Origin of the sequence: Pseudomonas sp. NPDC087336, assembly GCF_044744285.1 — a bacterium.
GTDB lineage: Bacteria > Pseudomonadota > Gammaproteobacteria > Pseudomonadales > Pseudomonadaceae > Aquipseudomonas.
The window spans coordinates 174,240-191,553 of record NZ_JBIUYA010000010.1 but is presented as its reverse complement, the minus strand read 5'-3'; the positions used below and the strand labels follow the sequence as shown (position 1 = coordinate 191,553).

The 17,314-nt window shown below is 59.5% G+C and carries 19 protein-coding genes; 7 read left to right on the top strand and 12 right to left on the bottom strand.

Going from position 1 to position 17,314, the window contains the following annotated elements:
- Nucleotides 1-103 precede the first annotated feature (103 nt).
- The 7 genes from ACIO0C_RS12955 to puuE all read right to left on the bottom strand — a co-directional run bounded on the left by ACIO0C_RS12955 (nucleotide 104) and on the right by puuE (nucleotide 7,060).
- The gene (locus ACIO0C_RS12955) at nucleotides 104-889 is read right to left on the bottom strand and encodes an outer membrane protein OmpK (RefSeq protein ID WP_401312384.1); all 786 of its coding nucleotides are present in this window, start codon (nucleotides 887-889) and stop codon (nucleotides 104-106) included.
- Between the two features lie 160 nt (nucleotides 890-1,049).
- A complete protein-coding gene (locus ACIO0C_RS12950) occupies nucleotides 1,050-2,402 on the bottom strand; it encodes a nucleobase:cation symporter-2 family protein (RefSeq protein ID WP_401312381.1) in 1,353 nt (450 codons plus the stop codon).
- Between the two features lie 138 nt (nucleotides 2,403-2,540).
- Entirely contained in the window at nucleotides 2,541-3,845 is a 1,305-nt protein-coding gene (locus ACIO0C_RS12945) for a urate hydroxylase PuuD (RefSeq protein WP_401312378.1), read from the bottom strand.
- Nucleotides 3,846-3,896: 51 nt separating this feature from the next.
- A complete protein-coding gene (locus ACIO0C_RS12940; protein ID WP_401312420.1) occupies nucleotides 3,897-4,400 on the bottom strand; it encodes an ureidoglycolate lyase in 504 nt (167 codons plus the stop codon).
- A gap of 139 nt (nucleotides 4,401-4,539) precedes the next feature.
- Nucleotides 4,540-5,535 carry an allantoicase gene (gene alc / locus ACIO0C_RS12935; protein WP_401312375.1) on the bottom strand — a complete coding sequence of 332 codons (996 nt, stop codon included), beginning with the start codon at nucleotides 5,533-5,535 and terminating at the stop codon, nucleotides 4,540-4,542.
- Between the two features lie 86 nt (nucleotides 5,536-5,621).
- Nucleotides 5,622-6,137, bottom strand: a complete 516-nt coding sequence (gene uraD, locus ACIO0C_RS12930) for a 2-oxo-4-hydroxy-4-carboxy-5-ureidoimidazoline decarboxylase (RefSeq protein WP_401312372.1) — start codon at nucleotides 6,135-6,137, stop codon at nucleotides 5,622-5,624.
- Nucleotides 6,134-7,060: an allantoinase PuuE gene (puuE, locus tag ACIO0C_RS12925; RefSeq protein WP_008056957.1), complete on the bottom strand. Its 927-nt coding sequence runs from the start codon at nucleotides 7,058-7,060 to the stop codon at nucleotides 6,134-6,136. The genes uraD and puuE overlap by 4 nt, the downstream gene beginning before the upstream one ends.
- Before the next feature lie 168 nt (nucleotides 7,061-7,228).
- On the opposite strand from puuE, the gene ACIO0C_RS12920 reads away from it, so the two are divergent.
- The 4 genes from ACIO0C_RS12920 (at nucleotide 7,229) to ACIO0C_RS12905 (ending at nucleotide 9,368) form a co-directional block, all read left to right on the top strand.
- Nucleotides 7,229-7,444 carry a hypothetical protein gene (locus ACIO0C_RS12920; RefSeq protein ID WP_401312369.1) on the top strand — a complete coding sequence of 72 codons (216 nt, stop codon included), beginning with the start codon at nucleotides 7,229-7,231 and terminating at the stop codon, nucleotides 7,442-7,444.
- 52 nt (nucleotides 7,445-7,496) lie between these two features.
- A complete protein-coding gene (gene uraH, locus ACIO0C_RS12915) occupies nucleotides 7,497-7,850 on the top strand; it encodes a hydroxyisourate hydrolase (protein ID WP_401312366.1) in 354 nt (117 codons plus the stop codon).
- Between the two features lie 265 nt (nucleotides 7,851-8,115).
- Nucleotides 8,116-8,982: a transcriptional regulator HexR gene (gene hexR, locus ACIO0C_RS12910; RefSeq protein ID WP_008056956.1), complete on the top strand. Its 867-nt coding sequence runs from the start codon at nucleotides 8,116-8,118 to the stop codon at nucleotides 8,980-8,982.
- Nucleotides 8,983-9,158: 176 nt separating this feature from the next.
- Complete coding sequence (locus tag ACIO0C_RS12905) at nucleotides 9,159-9,368, top strand: PA3496 family putative envelope integrity protein (RefSeq protein WP_401312362.1); 210 nt, start codon at nucleotides 9,159-9,161, stop codon at nucleotides 9,366-9,368.
- Here the strand turns inward: ACIO0C_RS12905 and ACIO0C_RS12900 are convergent.
- Complete coding sequence (locus tag ACIO0C_RS12900; protein WP_401312359.1) at nucleotides 9,310-10,272, bottom strand: LysR family transcriptional regulator; 963 nt, start codon at nucleotides 10,270-10,272, stop codon at nucleotides 9,310-9,312. The genes ACIO0C_RS12905 and ACIO0C_RS12900 overlap by 59 nt on opposite strands.
- A gap of 190 nt (nucleotides 10,273-10,462) precedes the next feature.
- Between ACIO0C_RS12900 and ACIO0C_RS12895 the strand changes: the two genes are divergently transcribed.
- Together ACIO0C_RS12895 and oadA are read left to right on the top strand one after the other, a co-directional pair.
- On the top strand, nucleotides 10,463-11,878 hold the full coding sequence (locus tag ACIO0C_RS12895) for an acetyl-CoA carboxylase biotin carboxylase subunit (RefSeq protein WP_401312356.1): 1,416 nt from the start codon (nucleotides 10,463-10,465) through the stop codon (nucleotides 11,876-11,878).
- Between the two features lie 11 nt (nucleotides 11,879-11,889).
- Complete coding sequence (gene oadA / locus ACIO0C_RS12890; RefSeq protein ID WP_401312353.1) at nucleotides 11,890-13,698, top strand: sodium-extruding oxaloacetate decarboxylase subunit alpha; 1,809 nt, start codon at nucleotides 11,890-11,892, stop codon at nucleotides 13,696-13,698.
- 64 nt (nucleotides 13,699-13,762) lie between these two features.
- Here oadA and ACIO0C_RS12885 read toward each other — a convergent pair whose 3' ends face one another.
- Complete coding sequence (locus tag ACIO0C_RS12885; protein ID WP_401312350.1) at nucleotides 13,763-14,938, bottom strand: ATP-binding protein; 1,176 nt, start codon at nucleotides 14,936-14,938, stop codon at nucleotides 13,763-13,765.
- A 191-nt stretch (nucleotides 14,939-15,129) separates the two neighbouring features.
- Between ACIO0C_RS12885 and ACIO0C_RS12880 the strand changes: the two genes are divergently transcribed.
- Nucleotides 15,130-16,188, top strand: a complete 1,059-nt coding sequence (locus ACIO0C_RS12880; RefSeq protein ID WP_401312347.1) for an AI-2E family transporter — start codon at nucleotides 15,130-15,132, stop codon at nucleotides 16,186-16,188.
- Here ACIO0C_RS12880 and ACIO0C_RS12875 read toward each other — a convergent pair.
- From ACIO0C_RS12875 to ACIO0C_RS12865, 3 genes are all read right to left on the bottom strand, one after another.
- Nucleotides 16,185-16,376 carry a hypothetical protein gene (locus tag ACIO0C_RS12875; RefSeq protein ID WP_401312418.1) on the bottom strand — a complete coding sequence of 64 codons (192 nt, stop codon included), beginning with the start codon at nucleotides 16,374-16,376 and terminating at the stop codon, nucleotides 16,185-16,187. The genes ACIO0C_RS12880 and ACIO0C_RS12875 overlap by 4 nt on opposite strands.
- A gap of 115 nt (nucleotides 16,377-16,491) precedes the next feature.
- Nucleotides 16,492-16,686 carry a hypothetical protein gene (locus tag ACIO0C_RS12870; RefSeq protein ID WP_401312344.1) on the bottom strand — a complete coding sequence of 65 codons (195 nt, stop codon included), beginning with the start codon at nucleotides 16,684-16,686 and terminating at the stop codon, nucleotides 16,492-16,494.
- Between the two features lie 171 nt (nucleotides 16,687-16,857).
- Nucleotides 16,858-17,241 carry a hypothetical protein gene (locus ACIO0C_RS12865; RefSeq protein WP_401312342.1) on the bottom strand — a complete coding sequence of 128 codons (384 nt, stop codon included), beginning with the start codon at nucleotides 17,239-17,241 and terminating at the stop codon, nucleotides 16,858-16,860.
- Between the last annotated feature and the right edge of the window lie 73 nt (nucleotides 17,242-17,314).

Genomic DNA, 17,314 nt, shown 5'->3' with positions numbered 1-17,314 from the left:
AGCGGATTCAGGCGGCCGCGGAGAATACTGACTCCTCGGCCAGGTCTCAAGTGCCCCGCAACAGCGCACCGACGACAGGTTTGGGGCACGGTTGCGGATCATCTTAGAAATGCACCTTCACCAGCAGGCTGGTGGTGCTTTCATGGGTGTCGAGGTTGCTGTTGTTTTCGATGCCGTACTTGTCTTTCCAATAGCTGTATTCCACGCCGACGTACACCTGTTTCTCCCGCCAGCCGAGGGTTTTGCCCAGGTCGTATTTGATCTGCGGGTTGAAGTGCAGGTTGGCGTGATAGGTGCCGCGCGAGTTCTGGTCGTTGTCGACGACCCAGTCGAGGTAGCCGTCGATCAACAGGCTCGAATTGCCCAGTGGCACGGTGTAGGACCAGGCCGGCGAGATCTGCCAGACGTCGTCACCGGGACGCGAGCCTTCGGTCTGGCGATAGTAGAAGTTCAAGGTGAAAAAGTTGAAACCCGGTATCGCGATGTCGAAGCCGGGGCCAATGAGATAGGCCTCGCTGTCGTCTTCGCCATTCTCGTAGGTCATGGCCAGCAACACGTCCTTGATCGGGCCGAATTCGAAACGGCGGTCGAGGATCTTGCCGAAGGACAGGCGCGGGCTGAACTCGCCGTAATAGGCGTGTGCGCCTTTGTTGCGGTCTTTCTCGCCGTTGTAGTAGGTGCTGTCGACGAACATGAAGTTGTCGCCGTACTTCCAGCGATCGGCGTGTTCAAAGGTGATCGTCTGCTGGATCGACGGGTTGACCGCGAAATCCTTGCCGTACAGATAGCTCAGGCTGTTGGTTTGCCACAACAGCAAATCACCGGCCATGGCTTGGCTCGCGGCCAGGAGGCCAGCACCCAACAGCATGTTTTTCTGTGTCCGAATCATCTGTTGCTCCCTCTTGTTTTTATTTTTCAAGGCGCAGGAAACCCCTGCCCCTGTAGGAGCTGGCTTGTCAGCGAAGGGGTCGGCAAGTCCGACATCGATGTCGTCTGACATTCCGCTTTCGCCGGCAAGCCGGCTCCTACAGGGGGGGGGAGTTTCTGTCTTAGTGGGCGTGGCAGTCGTTGATGGCCGCGCGTTCGGCGCCGCCGAGGATGTTGAACAGCAGGTTCAATGTCAGGGCGCTGAGCGTCGCCATGGCGATACCGCTGTGGGTGATCGGGCTCATCCACACCGGCAGGTGGGCGAAAAACTCCGGGCGTACTACCGGGATCAGGCCCATGCCGATGCTGACCGCCACCAGCAATTGGTTGCGTCGGTCACCGATGTCGGCTTCCTGCAGGATCTTGATCCCAGTGGCGGCGACCATGCCGAACATCGCGATCGCCGCGCCGCCCAGCACCGCCGGTGGAATCGAGGCCACGAGGAGTGCGGCCTTGGGCAGCAGGCTCAACACGATCAGCAAGCCGCCGGCCACGATGGTCACCGAGCGGCAACGGACGCCGGTCATCTGCACCAGGCCGATGTTCTGCGCGAAGGAGGAGTGGGTGAAGGTGTTGAAGAAGCCGGCGAAGAACGAGGCGCCAGCGTCACACAACAAGCCGCGACGCAACATACGCGGGCAGACTTCCTGGCCAGTGATCTTGCCCAGGGCCAGGAACATCCCGGTGGACTCGACGAAAATGATCACCACCACCAGGCACATCGAGAGGATTGGCGCGAGCTCGAATTTCGGCATGCCAAAGTGCAGCGGCGTGACAAATTGCAGCCATGGCGCCTGGGCCATGCCACTGAGGTCGACCATGCCCAGCAGGCCGCAGAGCACATAGCCCAGGCACATGCCGATCAGCACGGAAATATTGACCCAGAAACCGCGCATGAAGCGATGCACCAGCAGGATGGTGCCCAGCACCAGCGCGGCAATGGTCAGGTAGATCGGTGAACCGAATTGAGCGGCACCAGCACCGCCGCCGGCCCAGTTCACGGCCACGGGGAACAGCGACAAACCGATCGAGGTGATGACCGTGCCGGTGACCAGAGGCGGGAAGAAACGCACGACTTTGGACATGAACGGCGCGATGAGCATGCCGAAGAACCCAGCGGCGATGGTTGCGCCGAAGATCCCCTGCAGGCCGATGCCCGGCATGCCCGCCATGGCGACCATGCTGCCGACGGCGGCGAAACTGGCGCCCATCATCACCGGCATGCGGATACCCATGGGGCCGATACCAAGAGACTGGACGATGGTGGCGATGCCGGCGACCAGCAGGTCGGCGTTGATCAGGAAGGCGATTTCTTCACGATTCAGGCCAGCGGCCTGTCCGATGATGAGCGGCACCGCGATGGCGCCGCCGTACATCAGCAGAACATGTTGCAGACCGACCAGGATCAGTTGCAAAAGGGGCAAACGCTGAATGGCGGGTGCGTCGGGGATGCGTGCTTGGGAGAGCTCGGACATGCAACACCTCGGATCATTTTTATTCTTGTGATTTTTTGCATCAGGTAGACCGCGTTGCGGCCAATCGCTGGCAAGCCAGCTTCTACAGGGTTTCGAAGGACCTGTAGGAGCTGGCTTGCCAGCGAAGCTTTTCAGCGATTAATTGGTCGGAGCACCCTGAACGATCCAGGCGCCAATCAGGTCACGTTCCTGCTGGGTCATCTGGGTGATATTGCCCAATGGCATGATCTGGGTGGCGACGGCCTGAGCCTGGATGCGCGCCGCGTTCTGGCGAATCTGCTCGGGGGTGTCGAGCATCACGCCGGCGGGCGCGGCGCTAAACAGCGGGCTGGTCGGTTTGGCCGAATGGCACACCGCGCAACGTTCCTGAATCACGCTGTGCACCTTGTCGAAACCAGGGCCGGCGTTGGACGCTTGGGCTGGCGCGGCTGCAGGGGCTTCGGCAGGTTTTGCTTCAGCCGGTTTCAAACCACCACCCACTGCTGTTTCCGGCAGAGGCTGGTACTCGATCGCGGCAGGTGCCTTGGCCACTTCCGGGGCGCTGGACATCGGCTTCGGACCAGACACGTAGGCCAGGCAGATCATGCCCACCGCTGCCACCGGCAGGGTCCAGGCAAACTTGTGGCTGTCGTGACGGGTGTTGAAGTAATGACGCACCAACACCGCCAGCACCGCGATCCCGGCCAGGATCAACCAGTTGTACTGGCTGCCATAGGTGCTCGGGAAGTGGTTGCTGATCATGATGAACAGCACGGGCAAGGTGAAGTAGTTGTTGTGACGCGAACGCAGCAGGCCTTTGGCCGGCAGCGCCGGATCGGGCGTGCGGTTCTCGGCGATGGCCGCCACCAGTGCGCGTTGCGCCGGCATGATGATGCGGAACACGTTACCGACCATGATGGTGCCGATGATCGCGCCGACGTGCAGGTACGCACCACGACCGCTGAACACCTTGCTGAAGCCATAGGCGGCACCGATGATCAGCACGAACAGGATGAAACCCAGCAGGGCAGGGCGTTTGCCCAAGGCCGAGTCGCAAAGGAAGGAGTAGACGAACCAGCCGATGAACAGCGAGCCGATGCCGATGGCCACGCCTTCAGGGCCGCTCAGGGTGCTGCCCGGAGCCAGCAGGTAGAGCGTCGGGTTGGAGTAGAACACCACGCACAGCAGCGCGATACCCGACATCCAGGTGAAGTAGGCTTCCCATTTGAACCAGTGCAGGTTGTCCGGCATGGTGGGTGGGGCCAGTTTGTATTTTTCCAGGTGGTAGATACCGCCGCCGTGGATCGCCCACAAGTCACCGGCCAGACCGCTTTTCGGGTTGACCCGATTGAGGTTGTTTTCCAGCCAGACGAAATAGAACGACGCACCGATCCAGGCCACGCCAGTAATCATGTGAACCCAGCGCACGCTCAGGTTCAGCCATTCCAACAGATGTGCTTCCACAGTCTTTACCTCTCGCCTGTCACTCTTGTTGTCGAGTGATCAGACCTTCTCTTATTGGTGGGGGGCGAGGATCAAACGCTCATCCTCTTTGAAAAAATGCTCATCGCAGTTATTGCCTGTGCCACTGCGATCAACCACCAGGAAGTCATCCCGCTTTTCGATCGTCAGCACCGGGTGGTGCCAGACGCCGCGATGGTAATTAATGCCCTGCCTGCCGTTGGTGACGAAGGCGCGGACCAAGCCTGATACAGGTTCATCGCCAAGTGGCGCGACCACGATCAGAAAGGGGTTGCCGAGCAGCGGAATGAAAGCCTGGCTGCCCAGCGGATGACGCTCCAGCATGCTGACGGTCAGCGGCATGTCCTGCGCGTCGGCGCGGAAAATGCTGATGATCGCCTTGTCCTCTGGCGTTGCGGTTTCGACCACCGCCAGTTTATGGAAGCGCATGGTCGAACCGTTGTTGATCATGAAGTGATCGCTGCCGTCGGTTTCGATCACGTCACCGAAAGGGGCGAAGGCTTCTTTGGTCAGCGGTTCAATCGTCAGTGTGCGCATGCTGGTCTTCTTAATCTTTTGAATTTGATCGTTCCCACGCTCTGCGTGGGAACGCCGCCATGGACGCTCCGCGTCCACTGTGACGCGCAGCGTCACGGTATGCATTCCCACGCGGAGCGTGGGAACGATCATCTACACCTTATTTAGCGACCTTGCCCAGAACACGCAGGCGGCTCACACCACCATCCGGGAACACGTTCAGGCGGATGTGAGTGATCGGGCCCAGTGCCTTGATCTGCTCGGCGAAGGTGTGTTCGGCGTGCATTTCCAGCTTCTGGCTTGGCAGCAGTTCGCGCCAGAACAACGACTGGGTTTCGATCTGGCTGTCGGTACCGCCTTTCACGAACGCGCCCTGGATCGAGCAGCTGTCCGGGTAGTTGCCCTTGAAGTGCAGGGTGTCGACGATGACTTTCTCGATCTCGCCGGCATGGCCCAGGGCGACGATCACCCAGTCATTGCCTGGCGTGCGACGGCGTGCGGTTTCCCAGCCGTCGCCCATGTTGATGCCACGGCCCGGGTTGAGGATGTTGCTCATGCGCCCGAAGTGTTCGTCGGAGCAGGCGAGGGCGCGGCCACCGTTGAGGGCTGCAGCCAGGTCGACTTGCTCGTTGTCACCCACGGCGGACCAGTCGCGGAACGGGATGCCGTACACGCGCAGACGTGCCACGCCGCCATCCGGATAGATGTTGAAGCGCAGGTGGCTGAACGCCTGGTCGTTGCTGATTTCGTGGTAGTGGTGGCTGTTGCCTTGCAGTTCGACGGCCGACAGCACTTCAGTCCACTGGGTGTTTTCGTTCGGCTCGCCTTCGGCCAGGAAGCAGGCTTCCAGGGAAGCCGACGGCGGGAAGTTGCCGGTGAAGAATGAAGTGTCGATGTCCACGCCCTTGATCGAACCTGGCACGCCCAGGCGGATTACTGCGCTGTCGAAGCCTTCGAAGCGCTTGCGGCGCGACTCCCAGCCGTCCATCCACTTGCCGTTGTCATCGAACACGCCCTCCTTCCACACGGCCGGGGTCGGTTGGAACAGACGGTTGGCGTCTGCGAACCAATCATCGGTGACCGAGATGATTTTGGTGCCCAGGCGGGCGTCGGCCAGGTTGACGAACTTCTCGAAAGGTACGGCGTAAGCTTTCATTCTTCTTGTCTGCCTTTAATAAGTTGGCTTGGGATGCTTGCAGTGCCCTGGGTGCTTCAGCGTTTTTAACACTCGGGCAAAACTCGCTATAGGGTCAGTAATCGGAACAGGGCAATCTTGTTGATCTGCGCCAGCGCGCATTTGAATTCGGTGTCGACCGAGTTGTGGATGCGCGTTTCGAACGCCGCGAGGATCTGATGCCGGTTGCTGCCTTTTACCGCCATGATGAAGGGAAACTTGAACTTGGCCTTGTAGGCGTCGTTCAGCTCGGTGAAGCGAGAAAACTCTTCGGCCGTGCATTGGTGAATACCGGCGCCAGCCTGTTCATGGGTGCTGGCTTCGGTCAACTGGCCCTGGACGGCAGCTTTGCCGGCCAGGTCCGGGTGAGCGTTGATCAGTGCCAACTGGCTGGCGTGATCGGCGCTCAACAGGATGTCGCTCATGCGCTGGTGCAGGGTTTCGATCTCGTCGATCGATGCGTCCTGGCCCAGGTCGAAGGCCTTTTCGGCCACCCATGGCGAATGTTCGTAGATGTCGGCGAAGGCTTTGACGAAGGCGTCGCGGCTCAAGGTCGAGGGTTTCAATGTTTGAAAGGCGCTCATTTCGCGGCCCCTTGGTACGGGTGGGTTTCCTGCCAGTGGCGTGCGATGTCGACGCGGCGGCTGAACCACACCTGTTCATGACTTTTAGCGTATTCGATAAAGCGCTTGAGCGAAGCCAGACGCGCCGGACGGCCGATCAGGCGGCAGTGCAGGCCGATCGACAGCATTTTCGGGGCTTCGGCGCCTTCGGCGTAGAGCACGTCGAACGCATCCTTGAGGTATTCGAAGAAGTCGTCGCCCTTGTTGAAACCCTGGACCTGGGTGAAGCGCATGTCGTTGGTGTCCAGGGTGTACGGGATCACCAGGTGCGGCTTGCCGGTCGGGTTGTTCGGTTCCCAGTAGGGCAGGTCGTCGTCGTAGGTGTCGCAGTCGTAGAGGAAACCGCCTTCTTCCATCACCAGCTTGCGGGTATTGGGGCCGGTGCGACCGGTGTACCAGCCCAGCGGACGCTCGCCGGTGATTTCGGTGAGGATGCGGATCGCTTCAAGCATGTGCTCGCGTTCCTGATTCTCATCCATATACTGGTAGTCGATCCAGCGGTAGCCGTGGCTGCAGATCTCGTGGCCGGCATCGACCATCGCGCGGATCACATCCGGGTGACGCTGGGCGGCCATGGCCACGGCGAAGACGGTCAACGGAATGTCGAATTCCTTGAATAGCTTCAGAATCCGCCAGACACCGGCGCGGCTGCCATACTCGTAGAGCGATTCCATGCTCATGTTGCGCGCGCCCTGTAGCGGCTGGGCGGAAACCATTTCCGAAAGAAACGCTTCGGACTCTTTATCGCCGTGCAGGATGTTGCGCTCGCCGCCTTCTTCGTAATTGAGTACGAATGACAGGGCGATGCGGGCATTGCCCGGCCAGTGTGGGTGCGGAGGGTTACTGCCGTAACCGATCAGGTCGCGAGGGTAGTCAGCGCTCACTGCAGTCTTCCTTCTTGTATTCGTGGTGACAGTTGGTGTGACGCGACTAAAAGGTTGGATCACTGGCTGGCGTCACAGCGATGGGATGATTGTATACAACTTTATATTCACTTTGTAAGCCTGATTTTTTGCATTTTTCGTTAACGGTCATCTTTACGCGCGATTGACATGCACCTGCAAGAAATCTGCCTGACTGGTCAGTTAATGATTGTGAGCGCCAGCGGTTGTGAGGATCCGCAGGAAATCGGCGTGATTTCGATCGTTGGCGCCGCCAGTCGAAAAAATGTCGTTTTTATTGTGTACAATTTTTTTGAAAAGTGTCTTAATCAATCGCTCGCCGCAGCTTTTCGTGCTCCGAATCGGTGCGGTCTCCTTTTCATCTGACTTCGGGAGGCGCGAAGTCTGGCTGCTCCATGCAGGCAGGCGCGCAGAATCAATGGGACGTTTGACTACACACGTTTTGGACGCTGCACATGGTTGCCCGGGCAGCTCGATCAAGGTCGAGTTGTACCGCGTTGAAGGATCGCACCTGGAATTGGTCGCCAGCGCGATAACCAACAGCGACGGCCGTGTCGATGCACCGCTGCTGCAGGGCGATGACTACCGGACCGGGGTCTATCAGGTCCAGTTCCATGCGGGCGACTACTACCGCGCCCGTGGCGTCCAGTTGCCTACGCCTGCTTTCCTGGATGTGGTGGTGCTGCGTTTTGGCATCTCTGCCGAGCAGGATCACTACCATGTGCCGCTGCTCATTTCGCCCTACAGCTATTCAACGTACCGAGGAAGCTGATCCCCCAAGCAGCTTTCTCCTCAGGGAAGCGACTGCGCATATAGCTTCTTTGGTCTTTCGCCCGCTCACACTGCGGGCTTTTTTTCGCAAAAAATCCTTGGCGGCAAAGGCCGGATCCGCTGCTACATACGGCCCATCCCGCCTAAACAGGGTGTGGCGAAGACAATTCAGTTACTTATTCAGCGGGCAAAAAGGCGATTCATGTAGTATAACTACAAGCGTGCTACATCCCCGGCGCCTGCCAAATAAAAAAGAGTCCAGCCCTTTGAATCTGCTGCAACACATCGCCCAGTCTCGCCACCTGTTACGCAAGTCGGAGCTCAAGGTCGCCGATCACGTTCTGCTTGATCCTGCGGCCGTGATGCACAGTTCCATGGCTGACCTGGCCCACAGCGTGGGGATCAGTGAGCCGACCATCGTGCGCTTTTGCCGCGCCATCGGTTGCTCGGGTTTCCAGGACTTGAAGCTGAAGCTGGCCCAGAGCCTGGCGGCAGGCGCGAGTTTCGGGCAGTTCGCGATCCATGAGGACGATTCGGTAGCGGACTACAGCCTGAAGATTTTCGACACCACCCTGCACACGCTGATGGAAGTTCGCGAGAAGCTCGATCCGCTGGAGTTGCAGCGCGCGGTGACGCTCATGTCCCAGGCCCAGCGCGTCGAGTTCTATGGTTTCGGCGCCTCCGGTGCGGTGGCGGCAGATGCGCAGCACAAGTTCTTTCGCTTGCTGCTCACGGCGGCGGCGTATTCCGATCCGCACATGCAGGCGATGTCGGCGGTCACCCTCAAACCCAGCGACGTGGCGATCTGCATTTCGCAGTCCGGCCGCTCCAAGGATTTGCTGATCACCGCCAACCTGGTGCGTGAGAGCGGCGCCTCGTTGATCACCCTGTGTCCGAGCCAGACGCCTTTGGCCGAGCTGTCGACCGTCAACCTGGCCATCGACGTACATGAAGACACCGAAATCTACACGCCGCTGACCTCGCGTATCGCCCACCTGGTGGTGATCGACGTGCTGGCCATGGGCGTGGCCATGGCCCGCGGGCCGAGCCTGGTCAACCACCTCAAGAGCGTCAAGCGCAGCCTGCGCAGCTTGCGCCTGTCACCGAAGTCGGTGAAAGCGCTGGACGACTGACTTGTAGGAGCCCGGCTTGCCGGCGAAGGCGTTCTTGAGGTGTGTGTTTGTCTTTCGGGCCTCTTCGCTGGCAAGCCAGCTCCTACAGGGTTCATCTGTCTGTAACCGACCCGCCGCCAAACCGTCATCCCTCGCGCCTATCTTGAAACTCCCGTACTCGACTTGGGAGAATTGAAATGGCCCCCTACGAAGAACGCAACAGCGTCGTCAAAACCCGTCGTCAGCAGGAAGACCAGCGCCGCATGGCGTTTCGCCGTGCGATCGAAGATCGCTGTGAGCAGCGTCAGCTTCTGGCCGAGATCGCTGATTTTTCGGGCGACCTGGAACTCAACTACTGGCAAGCGGCAGCGCCGACTTCCCGTCGAAGCGCTCAACCAGCGCGCTGATCTGAATTCGTTCGCTACGAATGAACGCAAGGAACGCGTGAGCCACCGGTGACAGGCGTTTGGCCTTGGCCTGTACCAGGCACCAGCTGCGGTAGAGCGGCAGTTCTTCGATCGGCAACTCGATCAAGCCGCCGGTGGCCAATTCAAGGTTCAGGGCGTGGCGCGTCAACAGCGCCACGCCCAGACCCGCCAGCACGCATTCGCGCTGGGCTTCGGCCGAAGAGACCTCCTGGGTCTGGTTGAAGTGCACGCGCTTCTCCTTGAAGTATTCTTCGCAGGCCAATCGCGTTCCCGAGCCCACCTCGCGCATCAGCAAGGTGTAAGGCTCAAGGTCCTGCAGGCGCAAGGGCCCCTGGTGGCACAGCGGGTGGTCGGGTGGTGCTACCGCAACGATCGGATTGTTCAGGAATGGCAGGAACTCGAGCCCCATGTCCTGCGGCACCATGGACATGATCACCAGGTCGTCGCGGTTGTCCGACAGTCGCCGGATCACCTGGGCGCGATTGACCACGGTAAGCTGCAGGTTCACTTCCGGATGCTGGCGCTTGAAGGCGGCAAACAGGTGCGGTACGAAATACTTGGCGCTCGATTCCACCGCCAGTTTCAGTTGGCCTTGCAGTGAGCCCTGCATGTCCGACAGCTGCATGTCGAGGTTTTCCAGGCGCCCGAAAATATCCCGGCTCGCCCGTTGCAGGGCTTCTGCGGCTTCGGTCATGTAGAGCTTTTTGCCGACATAATCGAACAGGGGCTGGCCCACCAGTTCCTCAAGCTGACGAATCTGCAGGCTGACAGCCGGTTGCGTGAGGGACATTTCGTCGGCTGCGCGGCTGTAGGACCTCAGGTCGCAGACTTCGTTGAAGATCTGCAATTGACGTAATGTCATACGCATCAAGGACTTACGCATTATTTGAACACTCTGGCCACAGGCTGGTGTGTCAACTATAAGTCTTTACTTATGCATGACCCAATAATTATTCATTTTTGTTAATCCCTTGTGAGCGCTAGTGTGGCGTTGCGACCAAACTGAAACATTTGGTCACGCGTCGACCTCGTCTAGCAGGTCGTGGGTACCACCGGATCAAGGGAAACTCCAAGTGATAAAAAAGATCCTGATCGCCAACCGCGGTGAGATTGCCGTACGAATCGTACGCGCTTGTGCCGAAATGGGCATTCGCTCGGTCGCGATCTATTCCGACGCCGATCGCCATGCCTTGCATGTCAAGCGTGCGGATGAGGCCCACAGTATCGGTGCCGAGCCACTGGCAGGGTATCTGAACCCGCGCAAGCTGGTGAACCTGGCCGTGGAAACCGGTTGCGATGCCTTGCACCCTGGTTACGGTTTCCTCTCGGAAAACGCCGAGCTGGCAGACATCTGCGCCGAACGCGGGATCAAATTCATCGGTCCATCGGCTGAAGTCATTCGCCGCATGGGTGACAAGACCGAAGCACGCCGCAGCATGATCAAGGCGGGCGTTCCGGTCACGCCGGGTACCGAAGGCAACGTCGCCGGTATCGAAGAGGCCCTGGCCGAAGGCGACCGTATCGGTTACCCGGTGATGCTCAAGGCCACTTCCGGTGGTGGCGGTCGCGGTATCCGTCGCTGCAACAGCCGTGAAGAACTTGAACAGGCGTTTCCGCGCGTCATTTCCGAAGCCACCAAGGCGTTCGGTTCCGCGGAAGTGTTCCTGGAAAAGTGCATCGTCAACCCCAAGCACATCGAAGCGCAGATCCTCGGCGACAGCTTTGGCAACGTGGTGCACCTGTTCGAGCGTGATTGCTCGATCCAGCGCCGCAACCAGAAACTGATCGAAATCGCACCGAGCCCGCAACTGACCCCGGAACAGCGCGCCTACATCGGTGACCTGTCGGTGCGCGCAGCCAAGGCGGTGGGTTACGAGAACGCCGGTACCGTGGAGTTCCTGCTCGCCGAGGGCGAGGTGTACTTCATGGAAATGAACACCCGGGTGCAGGTGGAGCACACCATCACCGAAGAAATCACCGGCATCGACATCGTACGCGAGCAGATCCGCATTGCGTCCGGCCTGCCGCTCTCGGTGAAACAGGAAGACATCCAGCACCGCGGTTTCGCACTGCAGTTCCGGATCAACGCCGAAGACCCGAAAAACAACTTCCTGCCCAGCTTCGGCAAGATCACCCGTTACTACGCACCCGGCGGTCCGGGCGTACGGACCGACACGGCGATCTACACCGGCTACACCATTCCACCGTTCTACGACTCCATGTGCTTGAAACTGGTGGTGTGGGCGCTGACCTGGGAAGAAGCGATGGACCGAGGCCTGCGCGCGCTGGACGACATGCGTGTGCAAGGGGTCAAGACCACCGCGGCGTACTACCAGGAAATCCTGCGTAACCCCGAATTCCGTAGCGGCCAGTTCAACACCAGCTTCGTCGAAAGCCACCCTGAACTGACCAACTACTCGATCAAGCGCAAACCCGAAGAGCTGGCCCTGGCCATCGCTGCCGCCATCGCCGCCCACGCAGGCCTGTGAGGAATAGAATAATGAGCAAGAAGATTCATGTAACCGACACCATCCTGCGCGACGCCCACCAATCGCTGCTCGCGACCCGCATGCGCACCGAAGACATGCTGCCGATCTGCGACAAGCTCGACAAGGTTGGCTACTGGTCGCTGGAGTGCTGGGGTGGCGCAACGTTTGACGCCTGCGTCCGTTTCCTCAAGGAAGATCCGTGGGAGCGTCTGCGCCAACTGCGCGCCGCTTTGCCTAACACGCGCCTGCAAATGCTCCTGCGCGGCCAGAACCTGCTGGGCTATCGCCACTACAGCGACGACGTGGTCAAGGCCTTCGTCGCCAAGGCAGCGGTCAACGGCATCGACGTGTTCCGCATCTTCGACGCCATGAACGACGTACGTAACCTGCGCGTGGCCATCGAAGCGGTGAAAGCCGCCGGCAAGCACGCCCAGGGCACCATCGCCTACACCACCAGCCCGGTGCACACCATCGACGCGTTCGTGGCACAGGCCAAGCAAATGGAAGCCATGGGTTGCGACTCGGTGGCGATCAAGGACATGGCGGGTCTGCTGACCCCGTACGCCACCGGCGAACTGGTCCGGGCGTTGAAAGCCGAGCAATCGCTGCCTGTGTTCATTCACTCGCACGACACCGCCGGCCTGGCCACCATGTGCCAGCTCAAGGCCATTGAAAACGGCGCCGACCACATCGACACCGCCATCTCCAGCTTCGCCTCGGGCACCAGCCACCCGGGCACCGAATCGATGGTTGCCGCCCTTAAGGGCAGCGAGTTCGATACCGGCCTGGACCTGGAACTGCTGCAGGAAATCGGCCTGTACTTCTACGCCGTGCGCAAGAAGTACCACCAGTTCGAAAGCGAATTCACCGCCGTCGACACCCGGGTTCAAGTCAATCAGGTGCCGGGCGGAATGATTTCCAACCTGGCCAACCAGTTGAAAGAGCAGGGCGCCCTGAACCGCATGGGTGAAGTGCTGGCAGAGATTCCGCGGGTTCGCGAAGACCTCGGGTTCCCGCCACTGGTGACCCCGACTTCGCAAATCGTCGGCACCCAGGCGTTTTTCAACGTGCTGGCTGGCGAACGCTACAAGACCATCACCAACGAAGTGAAGCTGTACCTGCAAGGCGGCTACGGCAAGGCGCCGGCGCCGGTGAACGAGAAACTGCGTCGCCAGGCCATTGGCAGCGAAGAAGTGATCGACGTGCGTCCGGCGGACCTGCTCAAGCCGGAAATGGCCAAGCTGCGCGCCGACATCGGTGCCCTGGCCAAGTCTGAAGAAGACGTGTTGACCTACGCCATGTTCCCGGACATCGGCCGCAAGTTCCTCGAGGAACGTGCTGCCGGCACCCTGACGCCAGAAGTGCTGTTGCCGATTCCGGAAGCCGGCAAGGTCGCTTCGGCCGGCGGCGAAGGTGTGCCGACCGAGTTCGTCATCGACGTCCACGGCGAAACCTACCGCGTCGACATCACCGGTGTGGGCGTCAAGGCTGAAGGCAAGCGTCACTTCTACCTGTCCATCGACGGCATGCCGGAAGAAGTGGTGTTCGAACCGCTCAACGAATTCGTCGGCGGTGGCAGCAGCAAGCGCAAGCAGGCGTCGGCCCCGGGCCACGTCAGCACCACCATGCCAGGCAACATCGTCGATGTGCTGGTCAAGGAAGGCGACACCGTCAAGGCGGGCCAGCCTGTGCTGATCACCGAAGCGATGAAGATGGAAACCGAAGTGCAGGCCGCCATCGCCGGCAAAGTCACCGCCATTCACGTGGCCAAGGGCGACCGGGTGAATCCGGGCGAGATCCTGATCGAGATCGAAGGCTGAGTTAACGGCTGCGATTCAACGCTTTAAACCTCGGGGGGGCATGTGCTCCCCTTTTTTTGCCAGGCTAAGTGACGGAGCGTGGAAAGGTGGCCGTGAACGTCGTTCCACCCGTTAGAGAAGACGATACAGTCACTTCGCCATCGTGTGCCCTTGCTATCTCTCGAACAATGAACAGGCCGAGCCCGACACTCCTGAGTTCAGCATTGTCATGACTGCCACGAATCATCGGCTCGAACAGGTCCTTGAGCAATTCCGGTGGTATGGGGAAACCCAGGTTGTGCACGGTAATAACGACGGCGCGATCTTCGAAGCTCGAAGAAATGGTGACCAGGTTATCGGCAGCACCGTAGGCAACGGCATTGGCGACCAGATTGCCGATGAGCTGGTGGAGCCTGTCACTGTCTGCACAAAAGTCACCTTGCCCAAGACGCTCGTGCTTCAGTTCATGACCAGGGAAAGCGAAACGTAGCTCGTCCAGACAGTTGGCCACCAGTTCGTGCAGATCAACGGGGTTGGGCACAACGGCGATACCGCGCCCGACCTGCGTCAGGGTGAAATCCAGCAGATCGCCCACCAAGCGCTGCGCGCGCTCTGCCGAGTGGATGATGTGGCCCAGTATTTGTGTCTGTTTGGCATCCATCTCCCTGCGACCCAGCAATTCGGTGGCCATTTTTATCGCCGACAATGGATTGCGCAGGTCATGACTGACGATTCCGATAAGCTGCTCGGCGAACAGGGCCCGGTCTTCAGCCGCAGCGTAAGTGATACGCAACTTGTCCTGGGTGATGTCCAGTAACCGTTGGTCCTTGAGGTGTTTGGCCAAGTGCCTTTCAGCGAGCATTCGGGCATTGAGCAGCGCGCGCTCGTACCTTGGCCGATCCTCGGCCTTGAACAGGGTCATCTCATGAAATATGCCAGTGGAATGCTCGCAGCTGACGGCGCTGAGCATCATCGCAATCGAATGTCCGTTGTAGTGGACCAGGTCGAACTTCACATCGGCAATTACGCCCTGGATCTGCATGAGGGGCGTCCAGTACGTCTTATGGAACGTGCGCCATTCAAGACTCATGAGCTCCTGGATGTTACGACCTAACAATTCTTTCCTGGGGTAGCCCAGCCAACGGCAGAAAGTGAGGTTGACCTGTGCGATCTGGCCATTTTCTGCGGTAAGCAGCAAGCCACAATCCGCTTCGTCGAAGAGAATGTCAGGGCCGGGCAACACATCGTGATGTTTTGGCATTTGTTTCACTGAGCTTCAACGAGCAAAGGCAGCCTATTTCTGGAGAAGTATAAGTGCCACTTGCGCAGGCGACCTTAAATCTTCTCCTTTCCTCCTATGCTTATTTCGCAAACGGACGGCACTCGCGCGAGCCGTGGCGGCCTAAGCATCAGGACGTAACGTTGCGTCCCGGTGACTGGCCAGGATCGGACATGAACGAAGACACGCTAAAAGATAAATCGCTGGCGGTTTTGCTGGTGTTGGTGAGCATCGCGTTCATCTGGATCCTGTTGCCGTTCTACGGTGCGGTGTTCTGGGCGGTGATCCTTGGGATTGTCTTTGCGCCCATGCAGCGCCGGCTGCAGCTCAAGTTCGGCTGGGAGCGCAACCTGACTTCGCTCTGTACCTTGAGCATCTGCCTGGTGATTGCGATCCTGCCGGTGATCATTATCAGCTTCATGCTGGTTCAGGAAGGTGCGGCGCTGTACAAGAGTATCGAGAGCGGTGAGCTGGACATTGCCGGGTATGTGACGCAGTTCAAGCACAGCCTGCCGCCGTATTTCCAGTATTTGCTCGATCGGTTCGGCGTGGGCGAGTTGAACGGGTTGCGGGAGAAAATCGTCAAGAGCGCGATGGCGGGCGGTGAGGTGACGAATCAGGTGTTCAATCTTGGCCAGGGTACGTTCGAGTTCATCGTCAGTTTTTTCATCATGCTCTACCTGTTGTTTTTCTTCCTGCGCGATGGCGCTGAACTTGCGCGCAAGGTGCGTATGGCCGTGCCATTGCAGGAGCACCAGAAACGCCGTTTGCAGCTCAAGTTCAATCGCGTGGTGCGGGCCACTGTGAAAGGCAACCTGCTGGTGGCGATTACCCAGGGTGCATTGGGCGGGATGATCTTCTGGTTCCTGGACATTCCCAGCGCGCTGGTCTGGGCGGTGTTGATGGCGCTTCTGTCGTTGTTGCCGGCGGTCGGGGCAGGGATAGTCTGGGCGCCGGTGGCGGCGTTTTTCCTGCTGACCGGCGCGGTCTGGCAAGGCGTGGTGCTGGGGTTGTTCGGGGTGTTCGTGATCGGCCTGGTGGATAACGTGCTGCGACCGATCCTGGTGGGCAAGGACACGAAGATGCCGGACTACATGATCCTGATCTCGACCCTGGGTGGCCTGGCGCTGTTCGGGCTCAACGGTTTTGTCATCGGCCCGTTGATCGCGGCCCTGTTCATGTCGAGCTGGGCCATTTTCATCGAGACCAAACCGCGGGTTCAGCTGCCTTAGGCACTGAGCTTGCCTGGCTGTCCCATGCCGATTTGCAGGAACAACGCCTGGGCGTCCGGCAGCGAGGTGAGCGGGCCGCTGATTTGTTCGCCGTCCTGGACCAGGTACCAGCAGGCGAGCAAGCCAAGCGCTCTGAGCGGGGCGGGAACGGCGCTGCCGATAACGGACATGATCTGAATCTGAGACATCATAGGGACCTCCATCAATCTGTGGAGTCACCTTACGGCCCGGGTGCGTCGAGGGAAAATCAACGTTTTCAATAGTGGTCATTGATGCCAGTGAGGTCAGCCCGCCGGCTGATGCTCAGGCGACCACCTGGTCGAGCATTTGAACCACTTCCTGCTCGTTCAGCAGACCCTTGCGCACCAGGTTCTGTGTCAGCAGCGAAAGGAACTTGGCGTTGCGATGGCCTTCGAGCTGCTTGAGTTCGGTCAGGGCGTTGTAGACCTTGCTGCAAGTGCACAGGCCATTGATGCGGTGCGGGTTTTGCGTGGGCATGAGCTCGTCCTTGTTGTTATTGACCTTTGCTGGCGCAGTGATTGACTGTTGCTGACGCAAAGGGAGGGGCGAGTCAATCTTGCCAACTTCAACGGTCGACACTGTCCCGATAGCGACACCGACAGGATTTTTCCAGACCTGCGACGACGAACGGTGGATGGCGGGCGCGGGTTACCAGCGACCGTAGCCGTGGGGCGGGCCGTAATAGCCACGAGGCGGGCCGTAGTAACCACGGGGTGGACCGTAATAGACCGGCGCCGGGCGATAGTAGATCGGTTGTCCCACATACACCGGTGCGGGCTGGTAGTAGACCGGTGGGGGCGGTGCCATGTATACCGGCTGTGGTTGTGCGTAAACCGGTTGGGCGTAGACCGGTTGCGGTGTCACATACACAGGCCGGTTGCTGTTGATGATTGCCGAGCCGACGATGGCCGAGCCGACGATTGCGCCAAATACCGCCGGACCTTCCCAACCGCCACCGCCATGCGCTTGCGCCTGGCCTGCGACAGCCAGGGCGCCGATCAGCAAAGCCACTGTGGGGATTTTACGGATCATGATGATTCCTCGGTGCTTCAACCCGGCGCTTGTGTCTGCCATAGACTCAAGGAATGTCGCGGGGATACTTCTA

Coding starts and splice junctions, on each gene's coding strand:
- ACIO0C_RS12955 (WP_401312384.1), bottom strand. CDS start 889: ATGATTCGGACACAGAAAAACATGCTGTTGGGTGCTGGCCTCCTGGCC.
- uraH (WP_401312366.1), top strand. CDS start 7,497: ATGGGACGTTTGACTACACACGTTTTGGACGCTGCACATGGTTGCCCG.
- ACIO0C_RS12870 (WP_401312344.1), bottom strand. CDS start 16,686: ATGCCCACGCAAAACCCGCACCGCATCAATGGCCTGTGCACTTGCAGC.
- uraD (WP_401312372.1), bottom strand. CDS start 6,137: ATGAGCGCCTTTCAAACATTGAAACCCTCGACCTTGAGCCGCGACGCC.
- alc (WP_401312375.1), bottom strand. CDS start 5,535: ATGAAAGCTTACGCCGTACCTTTCGAGAAGTTCGTCAACCTGGCCGAC.
- oadA (WP_401312353.1), top strand. CDS start 11,890: ATGAGCAAGAAGATTCATGTAACCGACACCATCCTGCGCGACGCCCAC.
- ACIO0C_RS12865 (WP_401312342.1), bottom strand. CDS start 17,241: ATGATCCGTAAAATCCCCACAGTGGCTTTGCTGATCGGCGCCCTGGCT.
- ACIO0C_RS12905 (WP_401312362.1), top strand. CDS start 9,159: ATGGCCCCCTACGAAGAACGCAACAGCGTCGTCAAAACCCGTCGTCAG.
- ACIO0C_RS12880 (WP_401312347.1), top strand. CDS start 15,130: ATGAACGAAGACACGCTAAAAGATAAATCGCTGGCGGTTTTGCTGGTG.
- ACIO0C_RS12900 (WP_401312359.1), bottom strand. CDS start 10,272: ATGCGTAAGTCCTTGATGCGTATGACATTACGTCAATTGCAGATCTTC.
- ACIO0C_RS12940 (WP_401312420.1), bottom strand. CDS start 4,400: ATGCGCACACTGACGATTGAACCGCTGACCAAAGAAGCCTTCGCCCCT.
- ACIO0C_RS12950 (WP_401312381.1), bottom strand. CDS start 2,402: ATGTCCGAGCTCTCCCAAGCACGCATCCCCGACGCACCCGCCATTCAG.
- ACIO0C_RS12920 (WP_401312369.1), top strand. CDS start 7,229: ATGCACCTGCAAGAAATCTGCCTGACTGGTCAGTTAATGATTGTGAGC.
- ACIO0C_RS12875 (WP_401312418.1), bottom strand. CDS start 16,376: ATGTCTCAGATTCAGATCATGTCCGTTATCGGCAGCGCCGTTCCCGCC.
- ACIO0C_RS12885 (WP_401312350.1), bottom strand. CDS start 14,938: ATGCCAAAACATCACGATGTGTTGCCCGGCCCTGACATTCTCTTCGAC.